The organism is Polynucleobacter alcilacus, assembly GCF_018881545.1.
GTDB lineage: Bacteria > Pseudomonadota > Gammaproteobacteria > Burkholderiales > Burkholderiaceae > Polynucleobacter > Polynucleobacter alcilacus.
Window position 1 is genome coordinate 434,662 of sequence record NZ_JACVQD010000001.1, and the last position, 26,569, is coordinate 461,230.

General features: G+C 46.2%; 22 protein-coding genes. 6 read left to right on the forward strand and 16 right to left on the reverse strand.

Translation table 11 applies throughout. The features are described 5' to 3' along the window. Positions 1-50: 50 nt before the first annotated feature. Complete coding sequence (locus ICN45_RS02255) at positions 51-938, reverse strand: DMT family transporter (protein ID WP_216172604.1); 888 nt, start codon at positions 936-938, stop codon at positions 51-53. Between the two features lie 180 nt (positions 939-1,118). Here ICN45_RS02255 and ICN45_RS02260 point away from each other — a divergent pair, with 180 nt between their 5' ends. Further along, entirely contained in the window at positions 1,119-1,682 is a 564-nt protein-coding gene (locus ICN45_RS02260; protein WP_216172606.1) for a phasin family protein, read from the forward strand. A gap of 102 nt (positions 1,683-1,784) precedes the next feature. Here the strand turns inward: ICN45_RS02260 and lpdA are convergent, their stop codons facing one another. Genes lpdA through aceE form a run of 3 tightly spaced genes read right to left on the reverse strand, consistent with a single transcriptional unit; the run spans position 1,785 to position 7,619 of the window. Continuing rightward, positions 1,785-3,578, reverse strand: coding sequence for a dihydrolipoyl dehydrogenase (lpdA, locus tag ICN45_RS02265; protein WP_216172609.1), 1,794 nt, complete (start codon positions 3,576-3,578; stop codon positions 1,785-1,787). Positions 3,579-3,587: 9 nt separating this feature from the next. Then, the gene (gene aceF / locus ICN45_RS02270; protein ID WP_216172612.1) at positions 3,588-4,907 is read right to left on the reverse strand and encodes a dihydrolipoyllysine-residue acetyltransferase; all 1,320 of its coding nucleotides are present in this window, start codon (positions 4,905-4,907) and stop codon (positions 3,588-3,590) included. Between the two features lie 15 nt (positions 4,908-4,922). Then, complete coding sequence (gene aceE / locus ICN45_RS02275; protein WP_216172614.1) at positions 4,923-7,619, reverse strand: pyruvate dehydrogenase (acetyl-transferring), homodimeric type; 2,697 nt, start codon at positions 7,617-7,619, stop codon at positions 4,923-4,925. 204 nt (positions 7,620-7,823) lie between these two features. On the opposite strand from aceE, the gene ICN45_RS02280 reads away from it, so the two are divergent. The 5 genes from ICN45_RS02280 (at position 7,824) to ICN45_RS02300 (ending at position 15,428) form a co-directional block, all read left to right on the forward strand. Further along, positions 7,824-10,340 carry a PAS domain-containing sensor histidine kinase gene (locus ICN45_RS02280; protein ID WP_216172616.1) on the forward strand — a complete coding sequence of 839 codons (2,517 nt, stop codon included), beginning with the start codon at positions 7,824-7,826 and terminating at the stop codon, positions 10,338-10,340. Positions 10,341-10,373: 33 nt separating this feature from the next. Continuing rightward, a complete protein-coding gene (locus ICN45_RS02285; protein ID WP_216172619.1) occupies positions 10,374-11,021 on the forward strand; it encodes a response regulator transcription factor in 648 nt (215 codons plus the stop codon). 30 nt (positions 11,022-11,051) lie between these two features. Next, complete coding sequence (gene folD, locus ICN45_RS02290; protein WP_216172621.1) at positions 11,052-11,906, forward strand: bifunctional methylenetetrahydrofolate dehydrogenase/methenyltetrahydrofolate cyclohydrolase FolD; 855 nt, start codon at positions 11,052-11,054, stop codon at positions 11,904-11,906. 19 nt (positions 11,907-11,925) lie between these two features. Next, the gene (locus ICN45_RS02295) at positions 11,926-14,049 is read left to right on the forward strand and encodes a M3 family metallopeptidase (RefSeq protein ID WP_216172624.1); all 2,124 of its coding nucleotides are present in this window, start codon (positions 11,926-11,928) and stop codon (positions 14,047-14,049) included. A gap of 80 nt (positions 14,050-14,129) precedes the next feature. After that, positions 14,130-15,428 (forward strand): APC family permease, encoded by a 1,299-nt coding sequence (locus ICN45_RS02300; protein ID WP_216172627.1) that lies wholly within the window; start codon positions 14,130-14,132, stop codon positions 15,426-15,428. 15 nt (positions 15,429-15,443) lie between these two features. Here ICN45_RS02300 and ICN45_RS02305 read toward each other — a convergent pair whose 3' ends face one another. The 12 genes from ICN45_RS02305 to ICN45_RS02360 form a co-directional block, all read right to left on the reverse strand. Then, a complete protein-coding gene (locus ICN45_RS02305) occupies positions 15,444-15,911 on the reverse strand; it encodes a cupin domain-containing protein (RefSeq protein WP_216172630.1) in 468 nt (155 codons plus the stop codon). Between the two features lie 124 nt (positions 15,912-16,035). Further along, entirely contained in the window at positions 16,036-16,482 is a 447-nt protein-coding gene (locus ICN45_RS02310) for a hypothetical protein (protein WP_216172633.1), read from the reverse strand. Positions 16,483-16,518: 36 nt separating this feature from the next. Continuing rightward, positions 16,519-17,097 carry a histidine phosphatase family protein gene (locus ICN45_RS02315; RefSeq protein WP_216172635.1) on the reverse strand — a complete coding sequence of 193 codons (579 nt, stop codon included), beginning with the start codon at positions 17,095-17,097 and terminating at the stop codon, positions 16,519-16,521. A 141-nt stretch (positions 17,098-17,238) separates the two neighbouring features. Then, entirely contained in the window at positions 17,239-18,090 is an 852-nt protein-coding gene (locus ICN45_RS02320) for an LpxL/LpxP family acyltransferase (protein WP_216172638.1), read from the reverse strand. An 87-nt stretch (positions 18,091-18,177) separates the two neighbouring features. Beyond that, positions 18,178-18,597 (reverse strand): CHRD domain-containing protein, encoded by a 420-nt coding sequence (locus ICN45_RS02325; protein WP_216172641.1) that lies wholly within the window; start codon positions 18,595-18,597, stop codon positions 18,178-18,180. Positions 18,598-18,749: 152 nt separating this feature from the next. Then, positions 18,750-19,598: an exodeoxyribonuclease III gene (xth, locus tag ICN45_RS02330; RefSeq protein ID WP_216172644.1), complete on the reverse strand. Its 849-nt coding sequence runs from the start codon at positions 19,596-19,598 to the stop codon at positions 18,750-18,752. Continuing rightward, entirely contained in the window at positions 19,591-21,042 is a 1,452-nt protein-coding gene (gene ntrC / locus ICN45_RS02335) for a nitrogen regulation protein NR(I) (protein ID WP_216172647.1), read from the reverse strand. The genes xth and ntrC overlap by 8 nt, the downstream gene beginning before the upstream one ends. Further along, positions 21,039-22,160 (reverse strand): nitrogen regulation protein NR(II), encoded by a 1,122-nt coding sequence (glnL, locus tag ICN45_RS02340; protein WP_439650793.1) that lies wholly within the window; start codon positions 22,158-22,160, stop codon positions 21,039-21,041. The genes ntrC and glnL overlap by 4 nt, the downstream gene beginning before the upstream one ends. A 26-nt stretch (positions 22,161-22,186) precedes the next feature. Then, positions 22,187-23,602 (reverse strand): type I glutamate--ammonia ligase, encoded by a 1,416-nt coding sequence (gene glnA, locus ICN45_RS02345; protein ID WP_216172648.1) that lies wholly within the window; start codon positions 23,600-23,602, stop codon positions 22,187-22,189. Positions 23,603-23,818: 216 nt separating this feature from the next. Beyond that, positions 23,819-24,688, reverse strand: coding sequence for a competence/damage-inducible protein A (locus ICN45_RS02350; RefSeq protein WP_255531054.1), 870 nt, complete (start codon positions 24,686-24,688; stop codon positions 23,819-23,821). After that, positions 24,681-25,550: an EI24 domain-containing protein gene (locus tag ICN45_RS02355; RefSeq protein WP_216172651.1), complete on the reverse strand. Its 870-nt coding sequence runs from the start codon at positions 25,548-25,550 to the stop codon at positions 24,681-24,683. Before ICN45_RS02355 ends, ICN45_RS02350 begins: the two co-directional genes overlap by 8 nt. 44 nt (positions 25,551-25,594) lie before the next feature. Then, on the reverse strand, positions 25,595-26,566 hold the full coding sequence (locus ICN45_RS02360) for a sterol desaturase family protein (RefSeq protein WP_216172654.1): 972 nt from the start codon (positions 26,564-26,566) through the stop codon (positions 25,595-25,597). Between the last annotated feature and the right edge of the window lie 3 nt (positions 26,567-26,569).

Here is a 26,569-nt window from a genome sequence, read left to right on the forward strand (position 1 = left end):
AGGCTGATTTATTTGCCCTATCTTGATGAATCCATGCCACTAGACCAGGCCTACTCTGCAATGGTTGCCACAGTATTGCTATGACGCGCATTGACTAAAACGACTCCGGTCATTGTCAAGCCGAGACCAACTGCCATCCAAGTAGTAAATGGTTCATCAAATATGAACCAAGCCATGATCGCAGTGGTAGGTGGGGTTAAATACAGCAAACTGGTGACTTTGGTGGCAGCACCTTTTCGAATCATCATAAATAACAGACTGATAGAGCCAATCGATAGGGGAAAGATAGCCCATAGCAAAGCACCAATCACGGGGGCATTCCAAACCATCACACCACTCTCAAAAAAATACATACAGAAAAAACAGAGCACCGCAGAAACACCGAACTGAATCGACGAGCCAGCCCGCAAATCAAAGACGGGGCAATATTTTTTCTGATACAAAGTGCCAAAAGTAATTGACAGCAAAGCAACGAATGCCAGGACGTAGCTTACAAATGGAATATGCGCAAAACTAACCTTCTCCATCACGACTAAGGCGACCCCAGCAAAACCAAAGGCCAAGCCAATCCATTGACGTGGTGACACTCTCTCGGAAATCCAAGCAGCGAACCATGCGGTCAAAATCGGTTGAAGACCAACAATGATGGCTACTAAACCAGCAGTCATTCCCAATCGAACCGCACACCAGACGCCAAGTAAATAACCGAACTGCATCAGAATGCCTGCTACAGCAATGTGCTTCATTTGTATCCGACTTGGCCAGGTAATACGCCAAATTAAACTTAGCGCAGCCATCGCCGCCAAAACCCCTGCAAAACGCCAAAATAAGAAGGTTGCTGGCTCGGCATAAGGCATGGCTAGTCGTGCAATGACAAACCCCGTGCTCCAAATGAGTACAAAGAAAGGGGCAATGGCATTGTCTAAGGTGAGTTTCATGGATAACTTACTGAAAATATTGAGGTTTTTTGAACTAAGGGTCGATTTTAGGCTTTTTTATTGAAACCCCTAATGTATTGCATCGCAGTATCAATGCTATAAAAATAGTGCAATACCGATTAAAGTGGGTACATGGCTTAGAGTACAAGCGCAATGTGAATCCAGTTGAAAGGGATTGAGATGAACTTAACACCAGAACAAATTGCAGCAGCACAAAAAGCGAATTTAGAAACTTTGAGTGGCTTGACCAATCAAGCACTCCAAAGTATTGAAAAATTAGTAGAGCTAAATATGCACATCGCCAAACAAAGTTTGGGTGACAGTATGAATAGCGCTAAGAAAGCCTTGGAAATAAAAGATATTCAACAGCTCCTCGCCCATCAAGCTGAAGCAGTGAAACCCATGGCTGAAAAAATTATGGCGTATAGCCGTCATTTGTACGAGTTGGCACATGAAACCCAAGATAGCTTCACACAGTCTGCTGAAAAAGAATTTCAGGCCGGCCAGAAAAAGATTAATGCTTTAGTTGAGGAATGGACTAAGAATGCACCAGTCGGTTCTGATGCTGCTGTTCAAGCCATGAAGCAAGCAATTGCTTCTGCTAGTAATGTATTTGAAACTAGCCAAAAGGCGGTCAAGCATGCCGTTGAAGTTGCTCAAACCAATATCAATAGCGCTACTGACACTGTGATGAAAACGACCAATACCGCAAGCAAAGCTCCTAAGAAGAAAACGTCGACATAATCGTTTGCTTCACAAATACATCCCGTAATGCAAAAGCCCCAATCTCTTGGGGCTTTTTCTTTTGGAACTGTGCTGTAACTGCACTGCTAAGGCAAACAGAAACTAAGACTTCTTCTTTACCGGCGGTAAATCAGTGCAATGACCCTCTGCAGCCTCTGCAGCTAAGCCAACAGATTCACCTAGGGTTGGATGCGGATGAATGGTCTTGCCAATATCCACAGCGTCTGCACCCATTTCAATGGCTAGACAAACTTCACCGATTAAATCCCCCGCATTAGTGCCTACAATACCGCCGCCAATAATGCGATGGGTAGTTGCATCAAAGAGTAATTTTGTGAAACCTTCATCACGACCATTGGCAATGGCGCGACCACTAGCAGCCCACGGAAATAACCCTTTTTCGTAAGCAATGCCTTGCGCTTTACATTGCTCTTCAGTCAAGCCAGCCCAAGCTACTTCAGGATCAGTATAGGCAACGGATGGGATCTGTTTCGCATCGAAATAAGACTTCTGCCCTGCCGCTGCTTCTGCTGCAACATGACCCTCGTGTACCGCCTTATGCGCCAACATCGGCTGACCAACTAGATCACCAATTGCGAAGATGTTTTGGATGTTGGTGCGCATTTGTTTGTCGACCGGGATAAAGCCCCGCTCGTCTACCTGCACACCTGCTTTACTTGCATCAATCTTCTTACCATTCGGAGTACGACCAACTGCTACCAATACCAAGTCGTATGTTTGTGGCTGTGCTGGTGCATTGTCGCCCTCAAAAGTGACTTGTATCCCATCGGGTTTGACTTCCGCTTTAGTAGCACGAGTTTTGAGCATAATTTTTTCGAAACGTCCGGCATTGAACTTCTCCCAGACTTTTTCTAAATCACGATCAGCGCCCGCCATCAGGCCATCCATCATCTCTGCAATATCAATCCGTGAACCGAGCGCACTGTAAACAGTAGCCATCTCCAAACCAATAATGCCGCCACCAATTACCAGCATTCTTTTGGGAATACTCTTCAGCAATAAGGCGCCAGTACTATCCACAATCCGTGGATCTTCGGGTAAGAAAGGCAACATGACAGGCTGGCTACCTGCAGCAATAATCGCTTTCTGAAAGCGAATCACTTCTTTTTGTCCTGTCAGATCTTGACCAGAGCCATCCGTCATCTCTACTTCGACATGATTAGCGTCTAAGAAACGACCCAAGCCCCGCACAACTTTTACCTTGCGGGCTTTTGCCATACCAGCTAGTCCACCGGTGAGTTTTGCAATCACTGACTCTTTATAGCCACGCAATTGATCGATCTCGATCTTCGGCGCGCCAAAGGTAATGCCATGTTTAGCCATGGTCTTGACTTCTTCCATTACGGAGCTGGTATGCAGCAATGCTTTCGATGGAATGCAACCGACATTCAAGCAGACACCGCCCAAAGTGGGGTATCGCTCCACTAACACGGTGTTCATACCTAAATCCGCACTGCGAAAGGCCGCACTATAACCGCCAGGACCTGCACCTAGTACCAATACTTCGCACTCATGATCTACTTTGCCGCTGTACTGCCCAGCTACTGGAGTTGGTGCAAGTGCAGCCGGTGCCGAGGTTGATACTGCTGGTGCTGCAGGTGGTACGCTTGGTATTGCAGGAGTTGAGGTAGATGCAGCGCTCGTCTCTATCTCAGCAATCACACTCCCTTTGCTGACCTTATCGCCTGACTTCAGGGCAATGCTGATGATCGTTCCTGCGGCATCTGCAGGAACTTCCATGGTTGCTTTATCGGACTCAAGCACCAATAAGGCTTGCTCTTTTTCAATCACATCTCCGACCTTAACCAGGACTTCAATCACGGGTATGTCGGAGTAATCACCAATATCCGGAACAAGGATCGTTTGCTTAGCCATAGACCCTCCTCACAGACTAGCGCGACGGAAGTCGGCTAAGAGTTGGGCAATGTAGACAGTGAAACGCGTAGCCAATGCACCATCAATAACGCGGTGATCTGCAGAGAGTGAGAGAGGGCACAGGAGACGTGGAACAAATTGTTTACCATCCCATACGGGTTTCATCGCCGCTTTACTTACCCCTAAGATGGCAACCTCTGGAGCATTCACGATCGGTGAGAAATAGGTGCCACCGATGCCGCCTAAGGAAGAAATCGTGAAGCTTGCGCCTTGCATTTGGTCTGGCTTTAATTTGCCCTCACGCGCAAGCGCTGCTAACTCCGAAGTTTCCTGGGCAAGCTCAAAGATACCCTTCTTATCGGCATGTTTAATCACTGGCACTACCAAACCTGTCGGGGTATCGGCAGCAAATCCAATATTGAAATATTTCTTGAGAATCAAATCATCGCCATCGAGTGAGCTATTAAACTCTGGGTATTTTTTCAGAGCAGCTACAGCCGCCTTCATCAAGAAAGCGAGCATCGTAATCTTGACGCCCTTTTTCTCATTCTCTTTATTGGTAATCACGCGGAAAGCCTCTAAATCCGTAATGTCTGCATCTTCGTGATAAGTCACGGCAGGAATCATGACCCAGTTGCGAGCCAAGTTTGCTGCAGTGAGTTTCTTAATCCGGTTCAGTGGCTGACGTTCAATCTCACCAAACTTTGTGAAATCCACTTGCGGCCAAGGAATCAAATTGAGGCCACCCAAACTACCGCCACTAGATGCATTGGCAGGATTACCAGCGCCGGCACTCATGGCCGCTTTGACAAAAGCTTGCACATCTTCTTGAGTAATCCGGTCTTTGGGACCAGAGCCCTTCACTTGCGTAATTGTTACGCCAAGCTCGCGAGCAAATTTACGCACTGATGGACTTGCATGGCTTACCACTGAATCCACTGGTGGCAATGTATTGCTGATGGGAGGCGGTGCTGGTGCGCGCACAATCGGAGGTTCAACGGCAACAGGCTTGGCAGCTGCAGGCGCTGTTGCTAGCGCTACTGCAGGGCTTACCTGAACAGGAGCAGCTGTACTAGTGGCACTAGCGGCAGCTTCTTCTAAGGTAATCACCACGGAGCCTTCAGATAGGCTGTCACCAATCTTCACTTTGACCTCCTTCACAACACCGGAGTGTGATGAAGGAACATCCATGGTGGCTTTATCGGATTCGAGAACAACAATCGATTGTTCTTTCTCAACCTGATCGCCGGCTTTTACCAAGACTTCGATCACAGGCACATCTTTGTAATCTCCAATATCCGGGACTTTGATTTCGATTATTTGACTCATATTATTTATCTCTTATCAAACCGTCATTGGGTTTGGTTTAGTGGTATCGATGTTGTATTTCTTGATTGCTTCAGCGAGCTTTTGACGATCAAGCTGACCTGCATCAACTAAAGATCTCAATGCTGTGATGACAACCCAACGGCGATCTACCTCAAAGAAGTCACGGAGTTTTTCACGAGTATCTGAGCGACCAAAGCCATCAGTACCCAATACTTCATAGCGACGACCCAGATGCTGAATAGCTGGACGAATCTGCTCAGCAAACAAGCGAACATAATCAGTGGCAGCAATCACCGGGCCAGATGTATCTTTTAAGCATTTCTCAACATGAGAAAGAATGGGTGTTGATGTTGGATTCAAGAGATTGGCACGATGCACTGTAGCCCAATTGCGTCCCAACTCAGTGAAACTTGGGCAACCCCATAAATCAGAAGCAACACCCCAGTCTTGATGCAAAATTTCTGCTGCTTCAATCACTTCGCGGAAGATCGTTCCTGAGCCGAGAAGTTGCACACGCAGTTTCGCATTAGCATCACCAACCGACTTCAGTTTGTACATGCCCTTGATGATGTCATTTTCTGCACCCTTTGGCATTCCTGGATGAGCATAGTTCTCATTCATCAAAGTAATGTAGTAATACACATCCTCTTGCTCAGTCAACATGCGACGCATACCATCCTGAATCACTACGGCTAATTCAAATGAAAATGTCGGGTCATAGCTGATGCAATTTGGAACCGCTCCACTCCAAAGGTGACTATGGCCATCCTCATGTTGGAGACCTTCGCCATTCAAGGTTGTTCTACCAGCTGTACCGCCTAAGAGGAAGCCTCGGCTGCGCATATCTCCTGCTGCCCAAGCTAAGTCACCCACGCGCTGGAAACCAAACATGGAGTAGAAGATATAAAAAGGCAGCATGGGAACACCATGCGTAGAGTAAGAAGTAGCAGCTGCAATCCAATCGCATATGCCACCAGCTTCGTTAATGCCCTCTTGCAAGATCTGCCCTGTCTTATCCTCTTTGTAGAACATCAATTGATCATGATCTTCTGGGGTATAGAGTTGACCAAGCTGACTCCAGATACCCAACTGGCGGAACATGCCTTCCATACCAAAAGTACGTGACTCATCCGGAACAATCGGCACTACGCGCTTACCTAAGACCTTGTCGCGCACAACGGTGTTGAGCATACGGACAAAAGCCATCGTGGTAGAAATCTCACGCCCTTCAGCAGTTGCTTCCAGCAAGGGAGCGAAGACATCCAAGGCGGGAACTGGCAGGCTTTCTGCCTTCGTACGGCGTTGCGGTAAATAACCACCCAACTCCTGGCGACGCGTCCTCATGTATTCCAACTCGGGACTGCCATCAGCAAACTTTACTAAAGGCATGTCATCTAACTGTTCATCTTTAACGGGAATCTCAAAGCGATCCCGGAAACGACGCACATCATCGTCATTCATCTTCTTCGCTTGGTGAGCAATATTCATCGCCTCACCAGATCCGCCCATGCCATATCCTTTAATGGTGTGCGCCAAGATCACCGTTGGCTGCTCTTGATGGTTTACGGCTGCATGGAATGCGGCATACACCTTATAGGGGTCATGGCCGCCACGATTCAGTTGCCAAATCTCATCATCACTCCAGTCATTCACCAAGGCTTTGAGCTCTGGTGTATTGAAAACGATTTCACGGATATAAGCGCCATTCTTCGATCTCATGGTTTGATATTGACCATCAACGATCTCACCAAGGCGTTGCATCAAGATGCCTTTTTTGTCGCGAGCAAATAAAGCATCCCAGTGACCACCCCACACCACTTTGATGACATTCCATCCCGCGCCGCGGAACTCGCCCTCTAACTCTTGAATAATTTTCCCATTACCTCGTACCGGCCCATCCAAGCGTTGCAAATTACAGTTCACTACAAAAATCAGATTATCTAACTTTTCCCGGCCAGCCATACCAATTGCACCTAAGGATTCTGGCTCATCAGTTTCGCCGTCACCCAAGAATGCCCAGACTTTGCGGCCTTCATGTTTAATAAATCCACGGTCTTGCAAGTAACGCATAAAGCGCGCTTGATAAATCGCCATGATCGGACCTAAGCCCATAGATACTGTTGGGAACTGCCAGAAATCCGGCATTAACCATGGGTGTGGGTAACTAGAAATTCCTTTACCACCGACCTCTTGGCGGAAATTATTTAGTTGCTCATCTGACAAGCGGCCCAACATATAGGCTCTTGCGTATATCCCTGGGGCTGAGTGACCTTGAACAAAAATCAGATCACCCCCATGTTCTGGTGAGGGTGCATGCCAGAAATGATTGAAACCGACGTCATATAAAGTGGCTGCAGACTGGAAGGAAGAAATGTGTCCGCCGACATTGGTATCTTTATTAGCGCGCAAGACCATCGCCATTGCATTCCAACGTGTATAAGAACGAATACGATGCTCTACATTTTGATCACCAGGTAAACGCGCTTGGTTCTCAACGGGAATCGTATTAATGTAAGGAGTTTCTGCGTGGAAAGGTTGAACTACACCATTGACTCGCGCATGAGAAATTTGTTGATCGATTAAGTAGGCAGCTCTCTCAGCACCCTCATTACGAATGACGCCATCAAGGGCTTGCAACCATTCTTGGGTCTCACCTGGATCCGCATCGAGGGCATTCTGTTTACCTAAAATTTGGTCTGGAACGGCAGCCATAATTTATCTCCGATATATAAATCATTATTAGTAATTAACTTTATAGGCAATATTCTAGGAAGGTATATGAGTGTAAACAAGCAATTTTCCACATAATGATAGTATTTCTCATAATATGATATTTTATTGCAATGCAAGATTTACAAACTAGGGCGTCGAAATATGGAATTTCTGGGCTTTAATAGGGCAAAATGACCCTCATTCATGAAATTTTCAGCTTTATCTAGCCTACTCCTCAGCCCATTCAAATGGCTCCGAAAAATACGGGGATTTAGACTCGTATACACACCCTTACTAGCAATTGTTCTATTTACATCCGTTATGGGTGTCATCTTAGGCACGCTGCATTTGCAGGAAAAGACTCAACAAGAGTCTGCTCTATTCAGAGAGTTGTCTTTTGCTAAGCAGCGCATCCAATTGCGATTTGTGAATAATTTTGATGCACTGACCACAATCAACCGTGAAATTGTCGCCAGTGAAGAGCAAGTCAAGCTAAAACAAATCGCCTATGAACAAGCTAATGACCTGGTCTTTAATAATCATGAATTCATCAAAATTATTGCGTTAAATGAAAAAAGCCAAGTCCAATGGACGGCACCCCCGCACGATCCCAAAGCAGACTCCCCCCGGAAAAATCCAAACGAACAGCTGATCAATGTTGGGCTTGCCGGCGCGATTGAATTAAGTCGCACTACGAGTCGAGCAGCATTTAGTCCGTTCATTTCCTTAAATACGTCAGAAGATGATCCTCTAGCAAATGAAAGAAAGGTAGTTTTCTGGCAAGTGGTGCCCAATATTGCTGGCGGAGAAATTGTTGGCTACTTGGCAGCCCTGTATACCGCCCAAGGAGTCTTAGAGGTAATACCAGCAGAGCTCAAAGCCCATTACCGCTTCACACTCTTAACCGATAATGAAAAAGTACTCGCCATCTCTTCAGATCGGGGCATGCCCAAGCGGGCATTTAGTAATCAGACTAGCCTGGACATCGGTGTGCTCAGCCCAAACCTCACGCTGCAGATAGATACCTACCCACCCCCTACCAATCTGACTTTCCGCATGTTGATTGGGGTGGTAATTGGTTTATGTGCTTTCGTCGTCTGGAGCTTATGGTCTGTTTTAAGGCAGATGCAAGTACGTCAAGAAGCAGAGGCCAATCTGCGTACCGAAACCAGCTTTAGAAATGCCATGGAAAATTCCACGCCTATTGGGATTCGGGCACATGACATGCAAAAACGCATTACTTATGTGAATCGAGCGTTTTGCGACATGACTGGCTGGTCTCCTAAAGAACTGATTGGTCTCTCACCGCCTTTTCCATTCTGGCCTGATGACAGGCGAGAGGAGCTTGGAGAAAAGATGAATCGGGCCCTGAAGTCAGAGATCGTATCCAAAGCAGGAATTGAGGGGGCCATTTTGCGCCGTGACGGTACCCTCATACAAACTCGTACCTTTATCGCTCCACTGATTGATGAAAAAGGCAGGCAAACTGGCTGGGTCACTTCATTAATTGATATCTCAGAGCCGAAAAAAATTCGCGAGGAATTAGCCGCCTCTCAAGAGCGCTTCATTACTGTTCTTGAAGGCTTGGACGCCGCAGTGTCAGTAGTAGACCTTGAAACGGATGAGCTGTTGTTTGCCAATCGTTTCTATCGTGAGAACTTTGGTAATGATTCAAAAGGTCACTTCAGATTAGCTGGAGACAGCAATAACATCGAGACCTTGCATGATATTGCGGAAGATCTTCATGAATCACCGCCGGGGATTCCGACCTCTTTCTTGTATCAAGAATCTGAATCAGAAGAAATTCAGCTTGACGATATCAATCAATGGTACGAGGTTCGCCGTCGTTTTATCCCCTGGGTAGATGGCCATCTTGCGCAATTGTTAATTGCCACTGATATTACGATGCGTAAAGAGGCTGATGAATTGGCCCGCCAACAAGAAGAACGCATGCAATTTACAAGTCGTCTGACGACGATGGGTGAAATGGCCTCTTCGCTAGCACACGAATTAAATCAACCACTCTCCGCAATCTCGAATTACTGCATGGGCGTTGCCAAGCGCCTCGATGGTCATATTGATCCCGCCCTCAATAAAGAAATTCTTCCTGCGCTGGAAAAAGCATCCGAACAAGCCCACCGCGCTGCTACCATCATTCAACGGATTAGAGGATTTGTGAAGCGTAGTGAGCCACAACGCAAATCCATTTGTATCACCGAGATCATTAATGATGCTGTTGGTCTTGTCGAAATTGAGGCTGATCGACATCGCTTAAGTATTAGCTCTGATCTGGCAGAAAATCTGCCAGAGGTCAACATAGACCCCGTTCTCATTTTGCAGGTTTTGGTAAATTTACTGAAAAATGCCCTTGATAGTGTGCGCGAGGCCTACCCCCTTTCTTCGCGCTGGTCAGCCCCACCGGTCAAAATTAGTGCAGATCTGGATACCAGCACCTTCCCGGCAATGCTCCGAATTCGGTTAAGGGATGCTGGGGGCGGCATTCCAGATACCGTCATTGAACGCATGTTTGAGCCATTTTTCAGTACCAAATCGGATGGAATGGGTATGGGACTCAATATTTGCCGTTCCGTCATCGAATCCCACCACGGCCGACTATGGGCCTCCAATATCATGGACGCAGAACAGACCAAGCTGACGGGCTGCACCTTTACAATACTCTTACCCCTAGAATCTCCGGATTCCAAGGAACAAGTTGAATAGCTGCATTTTTAGAATTACCAACAGAGATTGAATATGAACTTAAGCACAGCAGCAAAACCTAACCATGCCGAAGTTGTTTATGTCGTTGATGACGATGAAGCAGTTCGTGACTCTCTTACTTGGCTTTTAGAAAGCAATGGTTATGTTGTGCGCTGTCATGCCAGCGCTGAACGCTTCTTGCAATCTTTACAAAGCACAGATAAGTCAACTATCTCCTGCGCCATTTTGGATGTGCGCATGCCGGGAATGTCAGGGCTAGAGTTACAAGAGCGTTTAATTAATGAAAATTCACCGATGCCCGTTGCGTTTATTACTGGTCATGGTGATGTCTCGATGGCAGTCTCCACGATGAAACGCGGTGCAGTCGACTTTATTGAGAAGCCTTTTAAAGAAAATGATCTTTGCAGCTTAGTAGATCGCATGTTTGCTAAAGCACGGATTGATTACACACAGGCTAGCCAAAGAAAAATTACCCAGAGTTTGCTGAGTAAACTCACTGGTCGTGAACGTCAAGTATTAGAAAGAATTGTTGCTGGTCGTTTGAATAAACAGATTGCTGACGATCTTGGCATTTCGATTAAGACTGTTGAAGCCCATCGCGCTAACATTATGGAAAAGCTCAACGTCAATACTGTTGCTGACCTGCTTCGCCTAGCCTTATCTGACCCGCAGCCTAATTAACCCGTAGTTAACCCAATTAATACACTTGCAATGCCTGCCCAATTACTAGACGGTAACGCGCTCTCTAAAAAACTTCGTGCTGAGATTGCAGCCCGAGGTGCGATTGTGACTGCGAAAGGGGTTCGACCCGGATTAGCAGTCATCGTGGTTGGTGAAAATCCCGCCAGTCAAGTGTATGTTCGCAATAAAGTCAAAGCGTGTGAGGATGTGGGCTTTCATTCTGTATTAGAGCGCTACTCTGCTGAACTTGGCGAAGAAGAGTTGCTTGCTCGTATCGCCACCCTAAATGCAGACCCATCTATTCATGGCATCTTGGTGCAGCTACCCCTGCCAGAACAGATTGCTGCTGAGCGTGTGCTCGAAGCGATTGCCCCTGAAAAAGATGTAGATGGCTTTCACATTGCCAATGCTGGTGCATTAATGGTTGGCCATCCCGAATTCAAGCCATGCACACCTTATGGCTGCATGAAGATGCTAGAGAGTATTGATTACCCTATTCGTGGTGCTCGTGCCGTAATTGTTGGCGCCTCCAATATTGTGGGCAAGCCAATGGCCATGCTTCTACTGCAAGCGGGCGCAACCGTCACGATTTGCAATAGCAAAACCCGAGATTTGGCGCATCACACCAAAGATGCCGATATTTTGGTGGTAGCAACCGGCAAAGCCAAAATGATTTCTGGTGATATGGTTAAAAACGGCGCGGTCGTAATTGACGTTGGGATTAATCGTCTACCGGATGGCAAACTTTGTGGTGATGTGGATTTTGATGCCGCTAAATATGTCGCTGGCTGGATTACTCCAGTTCCTGGTGGTGTTGGACCCATGACAATTACCATGTTGCTCATGAATACCCTGGAAGCAGCAGAAAAAGCAGCTAAGCATTAGATCCATTAAGCTAGAGGTTATGACTACATCCCTCTTTGCCCTACCCCCTGCATTACAAAACAACCCCCTCCTGACTTTTGGTCGCGGTATTGCTGCTTACTCTGAAATAAAGCCTGAGCATATTGCCCCAGCTATTCAGTTTCTACTCAAGCATGCGCAAGATGCTGTGGATACAGCAACAAATCCCAATACACCTTCGAGCTGGGATCAGCTTGCCGAACCTTTGGAAGATGCAACAGAGTCTCTAGGCAGGTCCTGGGGTGTGATCTCTCACCTCAATAGCGTTGCGGATACCCCAGAGTTGCGAGCCGCCTACGGCGAGATGTTGCCTGAAGTAACTGCGTTCTTTTCTAGCCTTGGACAAAACTTAGCGCTCTATCAAAAGTTTAAGGAACTGAACAATAGTGTTGCGTTTGGAAAACTCAATCGCGCACAGCAAAAAGTGATTGAAAACTCCCTACGAGATTTTCGTTTGGGCGGTGCTGAATTAAGTGATGCTGACAAACCACGCTTTGCACAAATTCAGGATGAGCAAGCCACCTTGGGTAAAGCATTTTCAGATCATGTCTTAGATGCTACTGATGGATTTGTACATCTGATTACGCAGGAATCTGAGCTAGTAGGCTTGCCTGAGGATGCCATAGCGGCAGCTGCAGATACCGCCAAGCAGAAAGACCTCCAAGGTTGGGCATTTACTCTGCACTTCCCTTCTTATTACCCAGTCATGCAGTACTCCGAGAATCGTGCCTTGCGCCGCTTGCTGTATGAAGCCTACGTGACTCGCGCATCAGAATTAGCACCGCAATACGCCCACGGCAATATTGCTTGGGATAACACCCAGAATATGTTGGACCAATTACAACTTCGCGATGAAGAGGCTCGTATGTTGGGCTTCGCTAATTTTGCAGCCTTAAGTTTAGCACCCAAAATGGCAGATAACGTAGAGGAAGTTGATCGCTTCTTGAGTCACTTTGCTATCAAAGCCAAACCATTTGCCAAAAAGGATTGGATTGAGCTGTGTGCATTTGCAAAATCAGAATTGGGACTGGTAGATGGCCTAGAACCCTGGGATGTCGCTTTTGCCTCTGAAAGATTAAAACAAGAACGCTATTCATTTTCAGAAAATGAACTCAAGCAATACTTCCCTTTACCCAAAGTACTGGATGGTTTATTTCAAGTGATCCAGACCCTGTTTGGCGTCAAAATTGCAGCTGCAGATTTGCCAAGCTGGCATGCTGACGTGCAATCATTTTCAGTTAGTAATACCCAAGGTAATATCGTCGCGTATTTTTATTTAGACCCTTACGCCCGCCCTGGCAAACGGGGAGGCGCATGGATGGATGATGCCCGCGGTCGGAGAGTGCTCTCTAATGGAGAGATCCAAGTGCCAGTAGCTTATCTGGTGTGTAACTTTGCACCTCCAGTAAAAGTAGACGGAGTATTGCGTCAACCGACGATTACTCATGATGATGTCATCACCCTCTTCCACGAGAGCGGCCATGGTTTGCATCACCTCCTTACACAAGTAGACGCCTTGGGTGTCTCTGGTATTAATGGTGTTGAATGGGATGCTGTGGAATTACCAAGTCAGTTTATGGAAAACTTCTGCTGGGAATGGGAAGTGCTCGAGAAAATGACTGCCCATGTAGAAACTGGTAAGCCCTTGCCACGCGAATTATTTGAAAAGATGCTTGCTGCCAAGAATTTCCAAAATGGGTATATGACATTACGCCAAATAGTGATGTCTTTAACAGATTGGAGATTGCATTCCCACTTTAAAGCAAGGGATGCAAAGGGTCATGCTGTTTTGGATGTTTCCAGAAAGATTGCTGATGAATTTAATGTCATTCCTCAGCCCGAGATCTCTCGCTGGATTAATACCTTCAGTCATATCTTTGCCGGTGGTTATGCCGCCGGTTATTACAGCTATAAGTGGGCAGAAGTTCTCTCTGCGGATGCCTACTCCGCATTTGAAGAAGCTGCAAAGTTAACTGGCAGCGTACTAGATGCCAAAACCGGTCAGCGTTACCGTGAAGAAATCCTCGAAGTCGGAGGCAGTCGTCCTGCGGCAGAATCCTTCAAAGCCTTCCGGGGAAGAGAGCCCAGCATTGATGCGCTATTGCGTCACGGTGGCCTTGCTTAAGTGATCCACAACTACGCAGTCCTACCAAGCCGAAGGTTGCTAAGCGCTGATTCGCTCTCATCATCAAAGCCGAAGAAATCATGAAAGCCGCTTCAGCATCTAGCTTGCAGGGCACAGGAAATGTTGGCTTAGTATCTGCAACGACGATGAGCTTAAGTGGCATGATGGGCTCAGGACTATTTACCGTTTTTGGCTTCGCCTACTTGACAGCAGGAACCCATTTTCCATTTCCTTTTTTGTTGGCAGGTATCGCTGTATTTTTTACCGTATATTCTTTCGCCAAAATTAGCGCCGCTTTTCCTGCAAGGGGTGGTCCTGCGGGATACATCGTCACGGTCTATGGTGATGGGTTTATTGCGGGTTGGATGAATTTATTCTTCTATATTGGCTTTTTAATTTCTACTGCACTCTATGCCTCCGGATTCACAGAATTTATCGCCGTATTAACGGGAAATTTCTTCACTCCCCTAGGGCTGAAATTGATTGGGGCTGGATTAGTAATGCTTTTTTCACTACTGAATCTTCTGGGCGCTCGTATCGTTGGCATTGCCGGCTCCATCGCAATTGGCCTGGTATTTTTAGCGCTGTTTGGATTTAGCGGTATTGGCTTGAGCCACATTCATTTTGCTGATGTCACTTTATTGGGTGGCTCGTTTGAAGGCATCGCCATTGCAACTGGAATGCTTTATGTCAACTACCAAGGTTTTGCAGTAGTCAGCAGCGCCGCAGGCTCTATGACTAATCCCAAGAAAACAGTCCCCCAAGCAATGCTGATTGCCACCCCTTTGATCATCTGTCTTTATGTTTTAGTAAGTTGGATTGCGATCCAAATCACTCCGCTTGCCGCAATACAGGCTGATCCTGGAAATATGCTGGGAATAGCTGCTAAGCTGATTGCTGGTGACGCAGGCTTTATTGTGATTGGACTCTCGGCCCTGTTAGCCTCTGCGGCTGCAGTAAATGCCACTATTTTTACTGCGTCTAAGGTTCTGGATGTTATCGTGCATGCGCATCCTAAAACGCAATGGCTAAGCAAGGCAATCGGAGAAGGTCAATTTAGACCCCTGCTGATTTCTGCGGTGATTGTGATTGGCCTGGTGTTAGCCTTTCCTCTAGAAATCGTTGGGAAAATGGCAAGCATGGCTTTTTTAATTCTCTTTGCCGTAATTACTTTTGGGCATTTACGAATTCGTCAACAAACCGGCACTCAGGCTTGGATACTCTGGTGCGGGGTCATTATTAATGTATCCCTATTTCTTTTTCTATTCATCAATGGGCACAACACAAACCCCTCGGGAAATATTGCGCTGATGATTGGCTTATTAGCTACCTTCCTCGTTCAGGTGAAATACCATTTTACGAAATCAGAACAGCACTAAGCTGTCATCTCGATTTTAATTTGGCGCAGTGCAACTTGTGGGTTTAATTTGATCGGGAGTTGTCTCTCCTAAGTAAACGCCGATCACTTTTACAGGTGTTTTTCCTGCCACCTTGCCGATATGACACCAATCAATTGCTTCTACATACGATGTGCCCGGTTTATAGATTTTTTTACCCTTGCTGCCGTAATCAACCTCTAAATCACCAGATATTACATAAACATACAGTGGTATCAAATGCTTATGAAGATCAGTTTGTTTGCCTACAGGAATATCAATAATAAAGGCCTTAATGAGGGGTTGCCCTACTGGATAATTAAAGTCTTGTCCAAGGGTTGTTTTAGGTGCCCCAACAATTGTGATCGGCGTCGCATCGATATCTTCATAAGGCACCTTGCCATCGAGATGGGTAAGCGCTAATGCATTGGTGGCTAGGATAGCTAGGCTTATTACAAATAACTGCTTGATGGATTTCATCATCATTTCACTTTTCAATAAGTTAGGATTCTAAAACCACAATACTTGAACTGCGTTTTTCTGGCAATGCTTTTCTAAAAAGCGGGATGATCGAGCTTGAACTCGATCAGGTAGTCAGATTATCAAACTCCTATTTTTTAGACTTATATTTTTGGATGGCCTCTTTTAAATCTGAATACTCCTCGCAGCCAAAAGTACAGGCCTTATCTAGCCTGGCCAATAAGGCCTCTGCCCCCGCCAAGTCATTATTAGTTAACTTCAACATTCCATAATACTCAAGAGCCCCACGATGCTTTGGGTCAATTTTTAATGCTGCTTGATAGTATTTTTCTGCCCCGATCAAGTCAGGCGGCTGTTTCTTGCGCAGACTAAAGCCCATCAAATTATTCCAGTCGGCTGAACTTATATCGTTGGCAGTCTGTAATTGCTGAATAGCCTGATTATATTTTTCTGCCTTGATACTTGCCCTTGCTTCGCTTAGCCAAACAGGATCTTGCTTTGCAGGGGCGGTATCTGCTGCCTGAGAGACTCCGATGAAAAATAAAAACAATAAAAAGCTAAAAGACAAGTATTTCATCATTTCTCCTAGATAGAATCTCTGCGTGCTTGATGGTTAAGGGCTTGGGTACATTACATGAGAAACATATTCCCCATTTTTATTCACTTTCACTAACACCATGTCGCCTACACCAACGACTTTACCAGTGTAAGCCTGAATATTGACATGATGTGTCACAAGAATAATGGGTACCCTAGATTGCTTTCCTAATTCATTTTTAATCAGTACTTCCAACTGCTTGGTTTGCTTTTTTTCTAAAGACATATCATCAAAAAAAGATCCTATTGCTGGGTCAATTTTTACCGGACCTTTATTCAAAAGATTTGCCGTCTCTAAGCATCTACACCAAGGACTACTGAATACCGTAGCAACCTGAATCTCTTGACTGGATAACCACGCTCCAATCGCTTTTGATTGCTTTTTGCCATATTCGCCTAGGTTTCGTTGAGTGGCACATTGAGCAATCACATATCCAGAAGGATCACCATAACCAGGCGCATCGGCATGCCTCATCAGGAGGACGTGCTGGCCATCTTGTAAATCCGCCGCTAAGGCAGCCAATGCTTGCTGAGAGAGGCAAAAGGTGCACAGTAAAAAAAGGCTCGTTGAAATGATTCGGCTTAGAAAAGTCATGATTATTTGTGTATTTTGTAGGGTATTCGCCCTATCGTAATCTACAGCGAATGATCTTGCACCTCTACAAAAAATGCCCTACAAAAGCAGGGCATTATTAGCATTTAGTGGCCCTAGGCGGTATCGACCAAGGCACATGGCTTACTCTATGGGAACCATTTCTGCTCCAATAGGTCGCTTGTAGCGGTTATAAGACCACATATATTGGTGCGGCTTGGACACGATCATTTCCTCAAAATAATGATTCATTTCTGTGCAGGCATCAACCAAGCAATCTGGAAATACTTCTGGCAAGAGACGACTTTTAATTACCCAGCCTTTACCCAATCCCAATCTTTCTGCTCCAACAAACAGCGTTGCTACATTTGCTTGACGAGCCAATTTAATCGGAAATGAAGTGGTATAAGCATACTGGTTGAAAAATTTAGCCCAAATTCCATCTCCAACGCTAGGCACCTGATCGGCCAGAATACCAATGACCTCACCTTGAAGCAGAGCTCGCTTAATTTGACGGACCCCGCCAAGATTCGCCTCCACAAATACCATCTGTGAATGCTTCCGAGACTTCAACATTAGCGTATTGACCCAGTTCTTTTTGGCTGGCCTATACATTACCGTTGCCTTCATATGCTCGGCAAAAATACGAGGCACTATTTCAAATCCACCAAAATGGGAGGCCAGAATAATTAAGCCTTTTCCATTTTTGGATAGTTCAATGATTTGATCCAGGTTTTCTATGGTGGCTTTGTTGATAGCAGACTGTGGATGTCTCCAGATCCATAAAGTATCTGCAATCATAATTCCAGATTCAGCGGCAACCCGCCACGGAGTTAATTCAAATCCAGAATACATTGCGGCGCTCTGATAGTTTTTATCTAAGCGCGCGCGATACCGCGCAGAACACAAGTAAATCAAAATCCCTACAGCAGCGCCAATAGTCTGAAGGACAGCTAGGGGGAGAGCGCTAAAGAGTCTTAAGAGGAAATACAACATCCGCCATTCTAGACCCCATTAAGGAAAAAACCACCCGTAGGTGGTTTTAATGCTTCTAAGCGCCCTAGGGCCGAGGATCTCTCATTCTTAAGGCTTCAACTGCGCTCTAATTTCGCCCGGTTTATTGGTGGCACTGTGAACATTGAGATACAGATTGCCACTCTTCAAACTTTGGAGTTGGGCATCCGTTAATTTGGCGCCTGCTGGAGCTGACCAAACATTGTCTGCAGTCTTAGCAAATGGCACGATTACGGGACCATTTTGGCCCATCGGCGCTTCATGAATATGGGCCATCGTTCCGTCAACACCAGTTGTAGTAATCGTTCCTGATACTGATCCATCTGGAGTAACCATGATGGAACCCACTCCGGATGCAGAGGTCATCACTGGCGGAACCTCTTGGGCTCCAGTAAGGGTTACCTTCATTGATTGGGCACTAACAGCCAATGAAGTAATGCCAATGCAAAATCCAATGGTAGTTTTAATTAAAGTATTCCTTTTGATCATTTGCATCTCCTATGGGTTTAGTTCTAGATTCAGACTATCACAATTAGATTAATGAGGTAAGTCGACAGTCATGCCAAATCCCCATAATTATTCTAGGGTCTCTTATGAATGGCCAACACTGTCCAATAGTCCTTTAGGAAAGCCTGAATGACTTAGGCTTTTTTGATTGTGGCGATCACTGGAGCATGGTCAGAGGGCTGCTCCCAGCTTCTGGGTGCCTTATCTACTAGGCTAGCGCTGCATTGCTCTTGCAGTGCCGCGCTGAGAAGGATGTGATCAATACGCATGCCGGCATTTCTTCTAAAGCCCATCATGCGATAGTCCCACCAACTAAAGGTTTTGGGGGCTTGTTCAAACATTCTGAAGGAATCTGAGAACCCGAGCTTGATTAATTCTTGGAAGGCGTTTCTTTCTGGAGGGGATACCAAGTTCTGCCCTTCCCATGCTTTAGGGTCATGAACATCTGCATCATCTGGTGCGATATTGAAATCCCCTAGTAGCGCCAAGCGCTGGTTTTGTTGCAGCTCTTCTGTTAACCAGTCTTGTAATTTGCTTAACCAGTCTAGTTTGTATGCGAACTTGTCGCTGTCAGGTGATTGCCCATTGGGGAAGTAAGCCGAGATCAGTCTGATGGGTGGAATGCCCGCAAAGGGAATAGTCGCAGCCAAGATGCGCTGCTGCTCATCTTCGTTTCCAGGGATATTTCTGGTGGGCTTTAAAAAAGTAGTGCTTGCATCTGAAGCAATCGAGGCTAAAGCCGCCTTACGCACGATGATGGCGACGCCGTTATAGGTCTTTTGCCCTGCAGCGATGCTGAGGTAGCCCGCAGCTTCAAGTTCTGCATGGGGATACTTATCATCCGTAAGCTTGAGCTCTTGCAGGCACAAGGCATCAATCGGCTGCTGAGTTTTTTCTTGATCTTGCAGCCAACGAAGTACATGTGGCAGGCGCACCTTTAAGGAATTGACATTCCATGCGGCGATGCGGATTGAATCAGTCATCGATGCCGAGTTCTTGCAACTTACGGGTAATGGTATTACGGCCGATACCAAGGCGTTGCGCTGCTTCTACTCGGCGACCACGCGTTACCTCTAAGGCAGCCATTAATACGGCCTTCTCAAAACGGGCACAGAGTGCGTCATAAACCTCAGTATCGCCATCCTGCAGCATCTTCACTGCTAAACGTCCAAGACCACTCTCCCAGTCGCCAGCTGAAGTTTTTGCCGTAGTTAAATTACTTGGAGATGACTCACCTTGCAAAATGGGTGGCTGATCACTTGCTTCAGCAAGGATGTCTGCAGGTAAATCACTAATGCCGATCACGTTAGCCGGTGTCATCACAGTAAGCCAATGGCATAAGTTCTCTAATTGACGAACATTACCTGGGAATGGCATCGCTGCGATTTCCTTAAGCACTTCGTCAGAGAGCTTTTTAGGTTCGACGCCTAAAGATTTAGCGCAATTCAGCATGAAGTGTCTTGCCAACATCGGAATATCTTCACTACGCTCGCGTAATGAAGGCATACGCAGACGGATGACATTCAAACGGTGCAATAAGTCTTCACGGAATAATCCCGCGGCAACTCTGCTATCAAGATTCTGATGTGTAGAAGCGATAATACGAACATTCGCTTTGATTGGGTCTTGCCCGCCTAAGCGATAAAAATGACCATCTGTTAATACACGCAAGAGACGTGTTTGCAAATCAAATGGTAGTTCACCGATTTCACCTAAAAATAATGTACCGCCATCAGCCTGCTCAAAGCGACCGCGACGTAAAGTCTGCGCACCCGGAAATGCACCGCGCTCATGACCAAACAATTCAGATTCGAGTAAGTCTTTAGGAACTGCTGAGGTGCTCAGTGATACAAATGGACCCTTGGCTCTTGGGCTATGTTTATGCAGCGCATGGGCAACTAACTCTTTACCAGTTCCAGACTCGCCATTGATCAACACAGTCGCATGGGATTGGGCTAAACGACCTATCGCACGAAAGATTTCTTGCATTGCTGGAGCCTGACCAATAATCTCAGTCGATTCTTGCCTCCATCCAGCCGGGTCTTTGGTAGTAGATTCATTACGAATGCCCTGCTCTACCGCGCGACGGATTAACTCAACGGCTTTTTCGATATCGAAGGGTTTGGTCAGGTATTCAAATGCGCCGCCCTGAAATGATGACACTGCCGAATCTAAATCTGAATAAGCGGTCATGATGATGACAGGCAAATGCGGATGGCTGGCCTTTACATGTTGCAATAAATCCAAACCATTACCGCGCGGCATGCGAATATCGGAGATCAGAACCTGAGGCGACTCTTTCTCTAATGCATTGAGGACATCATTTGGATTTGAGAAGCTCTTGTGCGGAATATTTTCACGCGCCAAGGCTTTCTCTAAGACCCAACGAATAGATTGATCATCATCGACGATCCAAATTGGTTTCATGATGCTTTCTCCTGCCTACGGTATGGAATTTGAATATGAAAATCGGTGCATCCAGGGCGACTATTGCACGCAATAAAGCCTTGATGTTGCTGCACAAAGGTTTGTGCCAAAGTAAGGCCTAAACCACTACCCCCCTCTCTACCAGTCACTAGAGGGAAGAAGATACGTTCAATAATGTCTTCTGGAATGCCAGGGCCGTTATCAATAATATGCAAATCCATTGCCAGCTTATAACGCTGTTTTGCAATGGTGACTGACCTTGCCACTCGAGTGTTTAATTCAATTTGCGCAACACCAGCTTGAATTTCTTCAGCAAGCGCTTGCGCAGCGTTATGCACAATATTTAAAACTGCTTGAATCAATTGCTCACGATCACCCATCACATCAGGCAGGCTAGTGTCATAGTTCCGAATAATTTTTAAGCCCTTAGGAAATTCGGCAAGGACTAAGCTGCGCACACGCTCGAGAGCTTCATGCATGCTAAAAGCCTCAATCACATGCGCCTTACGGTGTGGTGCCAATAATCGATCTACCAGAGTTTGAAGGCGATCCGATTCTTTGATGATGACTTGGGTGTATTCACGCAGGCCTTTTTCAGGCAACTCAAATTCTAATAACTGCGCTGCGCCACGGATTCCACCGAGGGGGTTTTTAATCTCGTGCGCCAAATTGCGCATTAATTGCTTATTTGCTTCCACTTGCTGTGTTACACGTTCATCACGTTCGCTGCGCAGCTGTTGATCGATTGGGAACCACTCCATCATGATGAGGTCTGGATCCTCAAGCGCAGCAATGACAACATGTGCCGGAATGGAATCTTGATGAATCCTGCTAGGCAATGCATATAAAACCATTTCTTGACGCTGTGCTGAAACATGCCCGAGTTTTACCTCAGTAATCATGTCCTGCAATGCGCCTGTCTCGCCAAACAAATCCTGCACAGTTTGGCCCTCAAGAGATTTACGCGAGAGATCCAGCGCTGACTCAGCGGCCGGGTTCGCATACACCAATTGTTGGCTCTCTGCCTCAAATACCACAATGGCATTTGGCATCTGATCAAGCAATGTCGGAAAAAAAGGAGCAGCCGAAGCTGCTCCCTTGAACGAATTGCGCAACAGACCTGCGCTCAAGTCTTCTCCTTCGCTTATAGGGAGTAGTACATATCAAATTCGATTGGATGGGTTGTCATACGGAAACGTGTGACATCTTCCATCTTCAAATTGATATAGGCATCCAACATGGACTCAGTAAATACTCCACCGCGAGTCAAGAACTCGTGATCTTTCTTCAATGCATCCAAAGCTTCTTCTAAGCTGGCGCAAACCGTTGGGATCTTGGCGTCTTCTTCTGGTGGCAAGTCATACAAGTTCTTGTCAGCCGCTTCGCCTGGATGAATCTTGTTTTGCACGCCATCCAAACCAGCCATCAACAAAGCAGAGAATGCCAAGTAAGGATTAGCCAAAGGATCTGGGAAACGGGTTTCGATACGACGACCCTTCGGATTGGGAACGTGTGGAATACGAATAGAAGCAGAACGGTTACGTGCTGAGTAAGCCAATTTCACTGGAGCCTCAAAACCTGGCACTAAACGCTTGTAGGAGTTGGTGCCTGGATTAGTAATCGCATTCAATGCTTTGGCGTGTTTGATAATACCGCCGATATAGAACAGAGCGAACTCTGACAAACCAGCATAACCATTACCAGCAAACAAGTTCTCGCCATTCTTCCAAACGGATTGGTGAACGTGCATACCAGAACCGTTGTCGCCAACTACTGGCTTAGGCATAAAGGTAGCTGTCTTGCCATAAGCATGGGCAACGTTATGAACAACATATTTCTGCCAGATAGTCCAGTCAGCGCGTTGCACTAATGTACTGAACTTGGTTCCCAATTCATTTTGGCCTTGACCAGCCACTTCATGGTGGTGCACTTCTACTGGAATGCCTAATGACTCAAGAATCAAACACATTTCAGAGCGCATGTCGTGGAATGAATCTACTGGAGAAACTGGGAAATAACCACCTTTTTTACCTGGACGGTGGCCAGTATTACCACCTTCGATCTCAGCGCCAGATGACCATGGCGCTTCTTCGGAATCAATCTTCACGAAGCAGCCCTGCATATCGGCACCCCAACGCACGCCATCAAAAATAAAGAACTCTGGCTCTGGGCCAAAGTAAGCAGCATCACCTAAGCCAGTACTCTTCAAATAGGCTTCAGCGCGTTTTGCAATAGAGCGTGGGTCACGGTCGTAACCTTTTCCGTCAGCAGGCTCGATTACATCGCAGGTTAATACTAAGGTTGGCTCTTCATAGAATGGGTCGATGTAAGCAGCCGTTGGATCTGGTTTGAGCAACATATCAGATGCCTCAATACCCTTCCAGCCAGCGATCGAGGAACCATCAAAGGCATGACCACTCTCAAATTTGTCTTCGTCAAAAGCAGAAATGGGAACTGTCGTGTGTTGTTCTTTACCCTTTGTGTCCACAAAGCGAAAATCAACGAAAGTACATTCTTTCTCTTTAACCAACTTCATCACATCAGCGACGGTCTTCGTCATGCAAATCTCCTCTATTAACTAAATTCGGAATTCAAACTCAAGGCATACACCCTTGTTCATTCCAGGCAGCAAACATGCCTATTGGATGTATGTAATTTACTGAAGCAAACAAATGGGAAGCATTATTATTGCACTAATTAAGTGCTCGTTTCTCTCGGGACTGGCCCCAAAAGCCCCTATTTGCACTTATTTGGTGCAAATTGTACTTGTAAATATTTAGCTGATATCGTGAATTTCATAACCTAGCGCTTGGGTACCTGTTCTGAGGGCAATCCAAGCACTCTCCAGTAGATTGGCATTCCCTTTGATGCCCAGTTCGATGTGGCGCTGAGCGTAGACCCCTCCCTTACTCGCATCCCCAACAGATGGCAGACTAAAGACCTTCACACCAGGAAAGTTTGCCTCTATGCGCTCCATTAAAGGGGTCAAGGTAGATTCAATTCCTTTTGGCACAATAAAACTCTGCTCTGCCCGGTTCTCTTGATGAAATAGATCTTTGTAATGGTTATCAAGACACCATGCCATCATGGGCGCAGCCATCACCGGAAATCCAGGCACAAAGTGATGTTCTTGAATCCGAAAGCCCGGAATTTGGTTATAGGGATTAGGGATGATTTCACTACCCAGCGGAAACTCACCCATCTTGAAGCGCTGTTGATTCTCTGGGGTACTTAAATCTGCCTTAATCGGATCACCTTCTGCCATCGACTGAATGCGCCCTGCAATGAGTTCTTGAGCGGTGGGATGTAATTCGGTTTTAGTTCCGAGTGCTAATGCGGCGCATTGACGCGTGTGATCATCTGGGGTTGCACCAATACCGCCGGTACTAAAGACAACATCTCCTCTAGCAAAACTGGCTTTCAGGGTTGCAGTAATCTGCTCAGGATCATCTGCTACGTACTTGACCCATGCCAGGCTCAAGCCCCGCTCATTGAGAAGCTCAATCAATGTAGCCATATGCTTATCTTGACGACGACCAGACAAGATCTCATCACCAATCACGATCAAACCAAAGCGGCGTTGCGCCTCACTTGGCTCTGCTACAGCGGGCACATCTATTTCAACTTTTTTTATTGCATCAACCATGGTAAGGAAGTTCCATATCAACTACACGAGAATGCACCGTTAAGGCTTTATCTAACTCTTCTTGCCTTAAATCTTTTAAAGCATCCAATAAGAAGTGACTAAACCACAGCGCTGCGAAGACAAAGATTAAAGAATAAATCCATAGTGCTACAAAGCTCACTATTGGGAACAAGACCAAAGCCAATGCAGAGGTAGCCCAAAAGAAAGTAGGCACTGCACCGAGCATTCCGGAGATGATGCCCATCCATAGCAAAGGCCATCGATATTTTTCTAAGAGCTGCGTGCGCTCATCAACGCTGGCATGCTTAGCAAGCACATCGTAAGACATCAGGCGCATGGTCAACCATCCCCAAAGCAATGGCGGCAATACCGCTACCAGTGGAGGAATCCACCATACTGGCAATGTCAGCATGACTAATGCCAGACAAATCAAGGCAGACCATAAGGTATAAATCAAGCTTCCCAATAAACCGCCGCCCCGCTTGCATTCCAGATCTTGGTAAGGCGTTTGTCTGATGACTATGTTGACAATGGCAGGCACAGTAGAAAAGGCAATCAATACGAGCAAGCTAATCGTGATGAGGGGAATGATGAGCATGACAAAAAATAATGGCGCAATCCACGCTCTGGCGTTCTCAAAGCCGGCCCAAATCAGACCCTCTTGTATCCAGTTGGTAAATACGGAGTTAGTGAGAAACTCGCTCAGCATAGCTAATGCAGGAGTCCAGGTGAGCCAGATCAGGCAGCCCCATAAAATAGACACAATCAAAAATGGTCGTAAGCTCAGCCACAACATTCTTGGATGCATTGTTCCTACCAATGCCAAACCAAAAGATTTAATTACCTGCTGCAATCCGACCATAAAACTCCTCTTTCACACTCTGCTAGGCATACGCTAACGTATGTTTACTTTGGCATGAACTCTTTGGCTGCATTGACAAGACCCTGCCATTGCTGAGTGAGAATATTCTGCGAAGCAGTGAAGTTTCTCACCCCCGTAGGATAGACCTCTTTAGGAAAGATAGCTGTTCTAAACACCATATCCCACCAGGGAAACAAAATTCCAAAATTACAACCCCCGAGAACGCCCGGCTTGCCGATGGCCTCATGGCCATAACCCACCGCATGGTGCAAACGGTGATAGAGCGGAGAAATCAGGAAATACTTTGCACTGCCTAAATGGACTTTGATATTGGCATGTTGCCAGCTCTGAATAAACTGACTCAATGCAATCAGCATCACAAACTGACCTGGAGATACTCCGAAGAGCAAGGCAAAGAAGGCCATCACCATAGCGCGCATGGTGTCATCCAAAAGATGATTGCGATTATCTGACCAAGCAGTCATCACTGTCTGGCTGTGGTGCAGAGCATGTAATTGCCACCACCAATGAACAGTATGGGAGGCACGATGGTAGAGATAGTCTACAAAGTCCAGTAGAACCAAGTAAATCAGGAAACTCACAACTGGAATTGAGGTAACACCAGGCCACCATGATTCAACGTTGAAACGATCGAAACGAAAATCATGCAAGATGGAATCGACTTCAAAAAAGAATCCAGATAGTGCAATAAATATCAATCCATGAAAAATACCTAGGCGATGAAACAGGGTATAAAAAAGATCTGCCCTACTGACTTTTGCAAAGCGCTCTTGCGTTTCTGCTGGAGTGAGGCGCTCCCAAGTTCTCAGTACGACAACAATCAAGAGAATCTGAATGCAGCCAAATAAAAACCAATCAATACCATCGAATACGTCTTCTGCCCAAGACATCAAATCGAATTGATAGAGGAGAGGACCTAGCAAATTGGCAAAAATGAATTCCTGAACGCTACCGTAAGCACTCGAGAGGGTTGAGGTGATAGAACTGAAATCCATGCT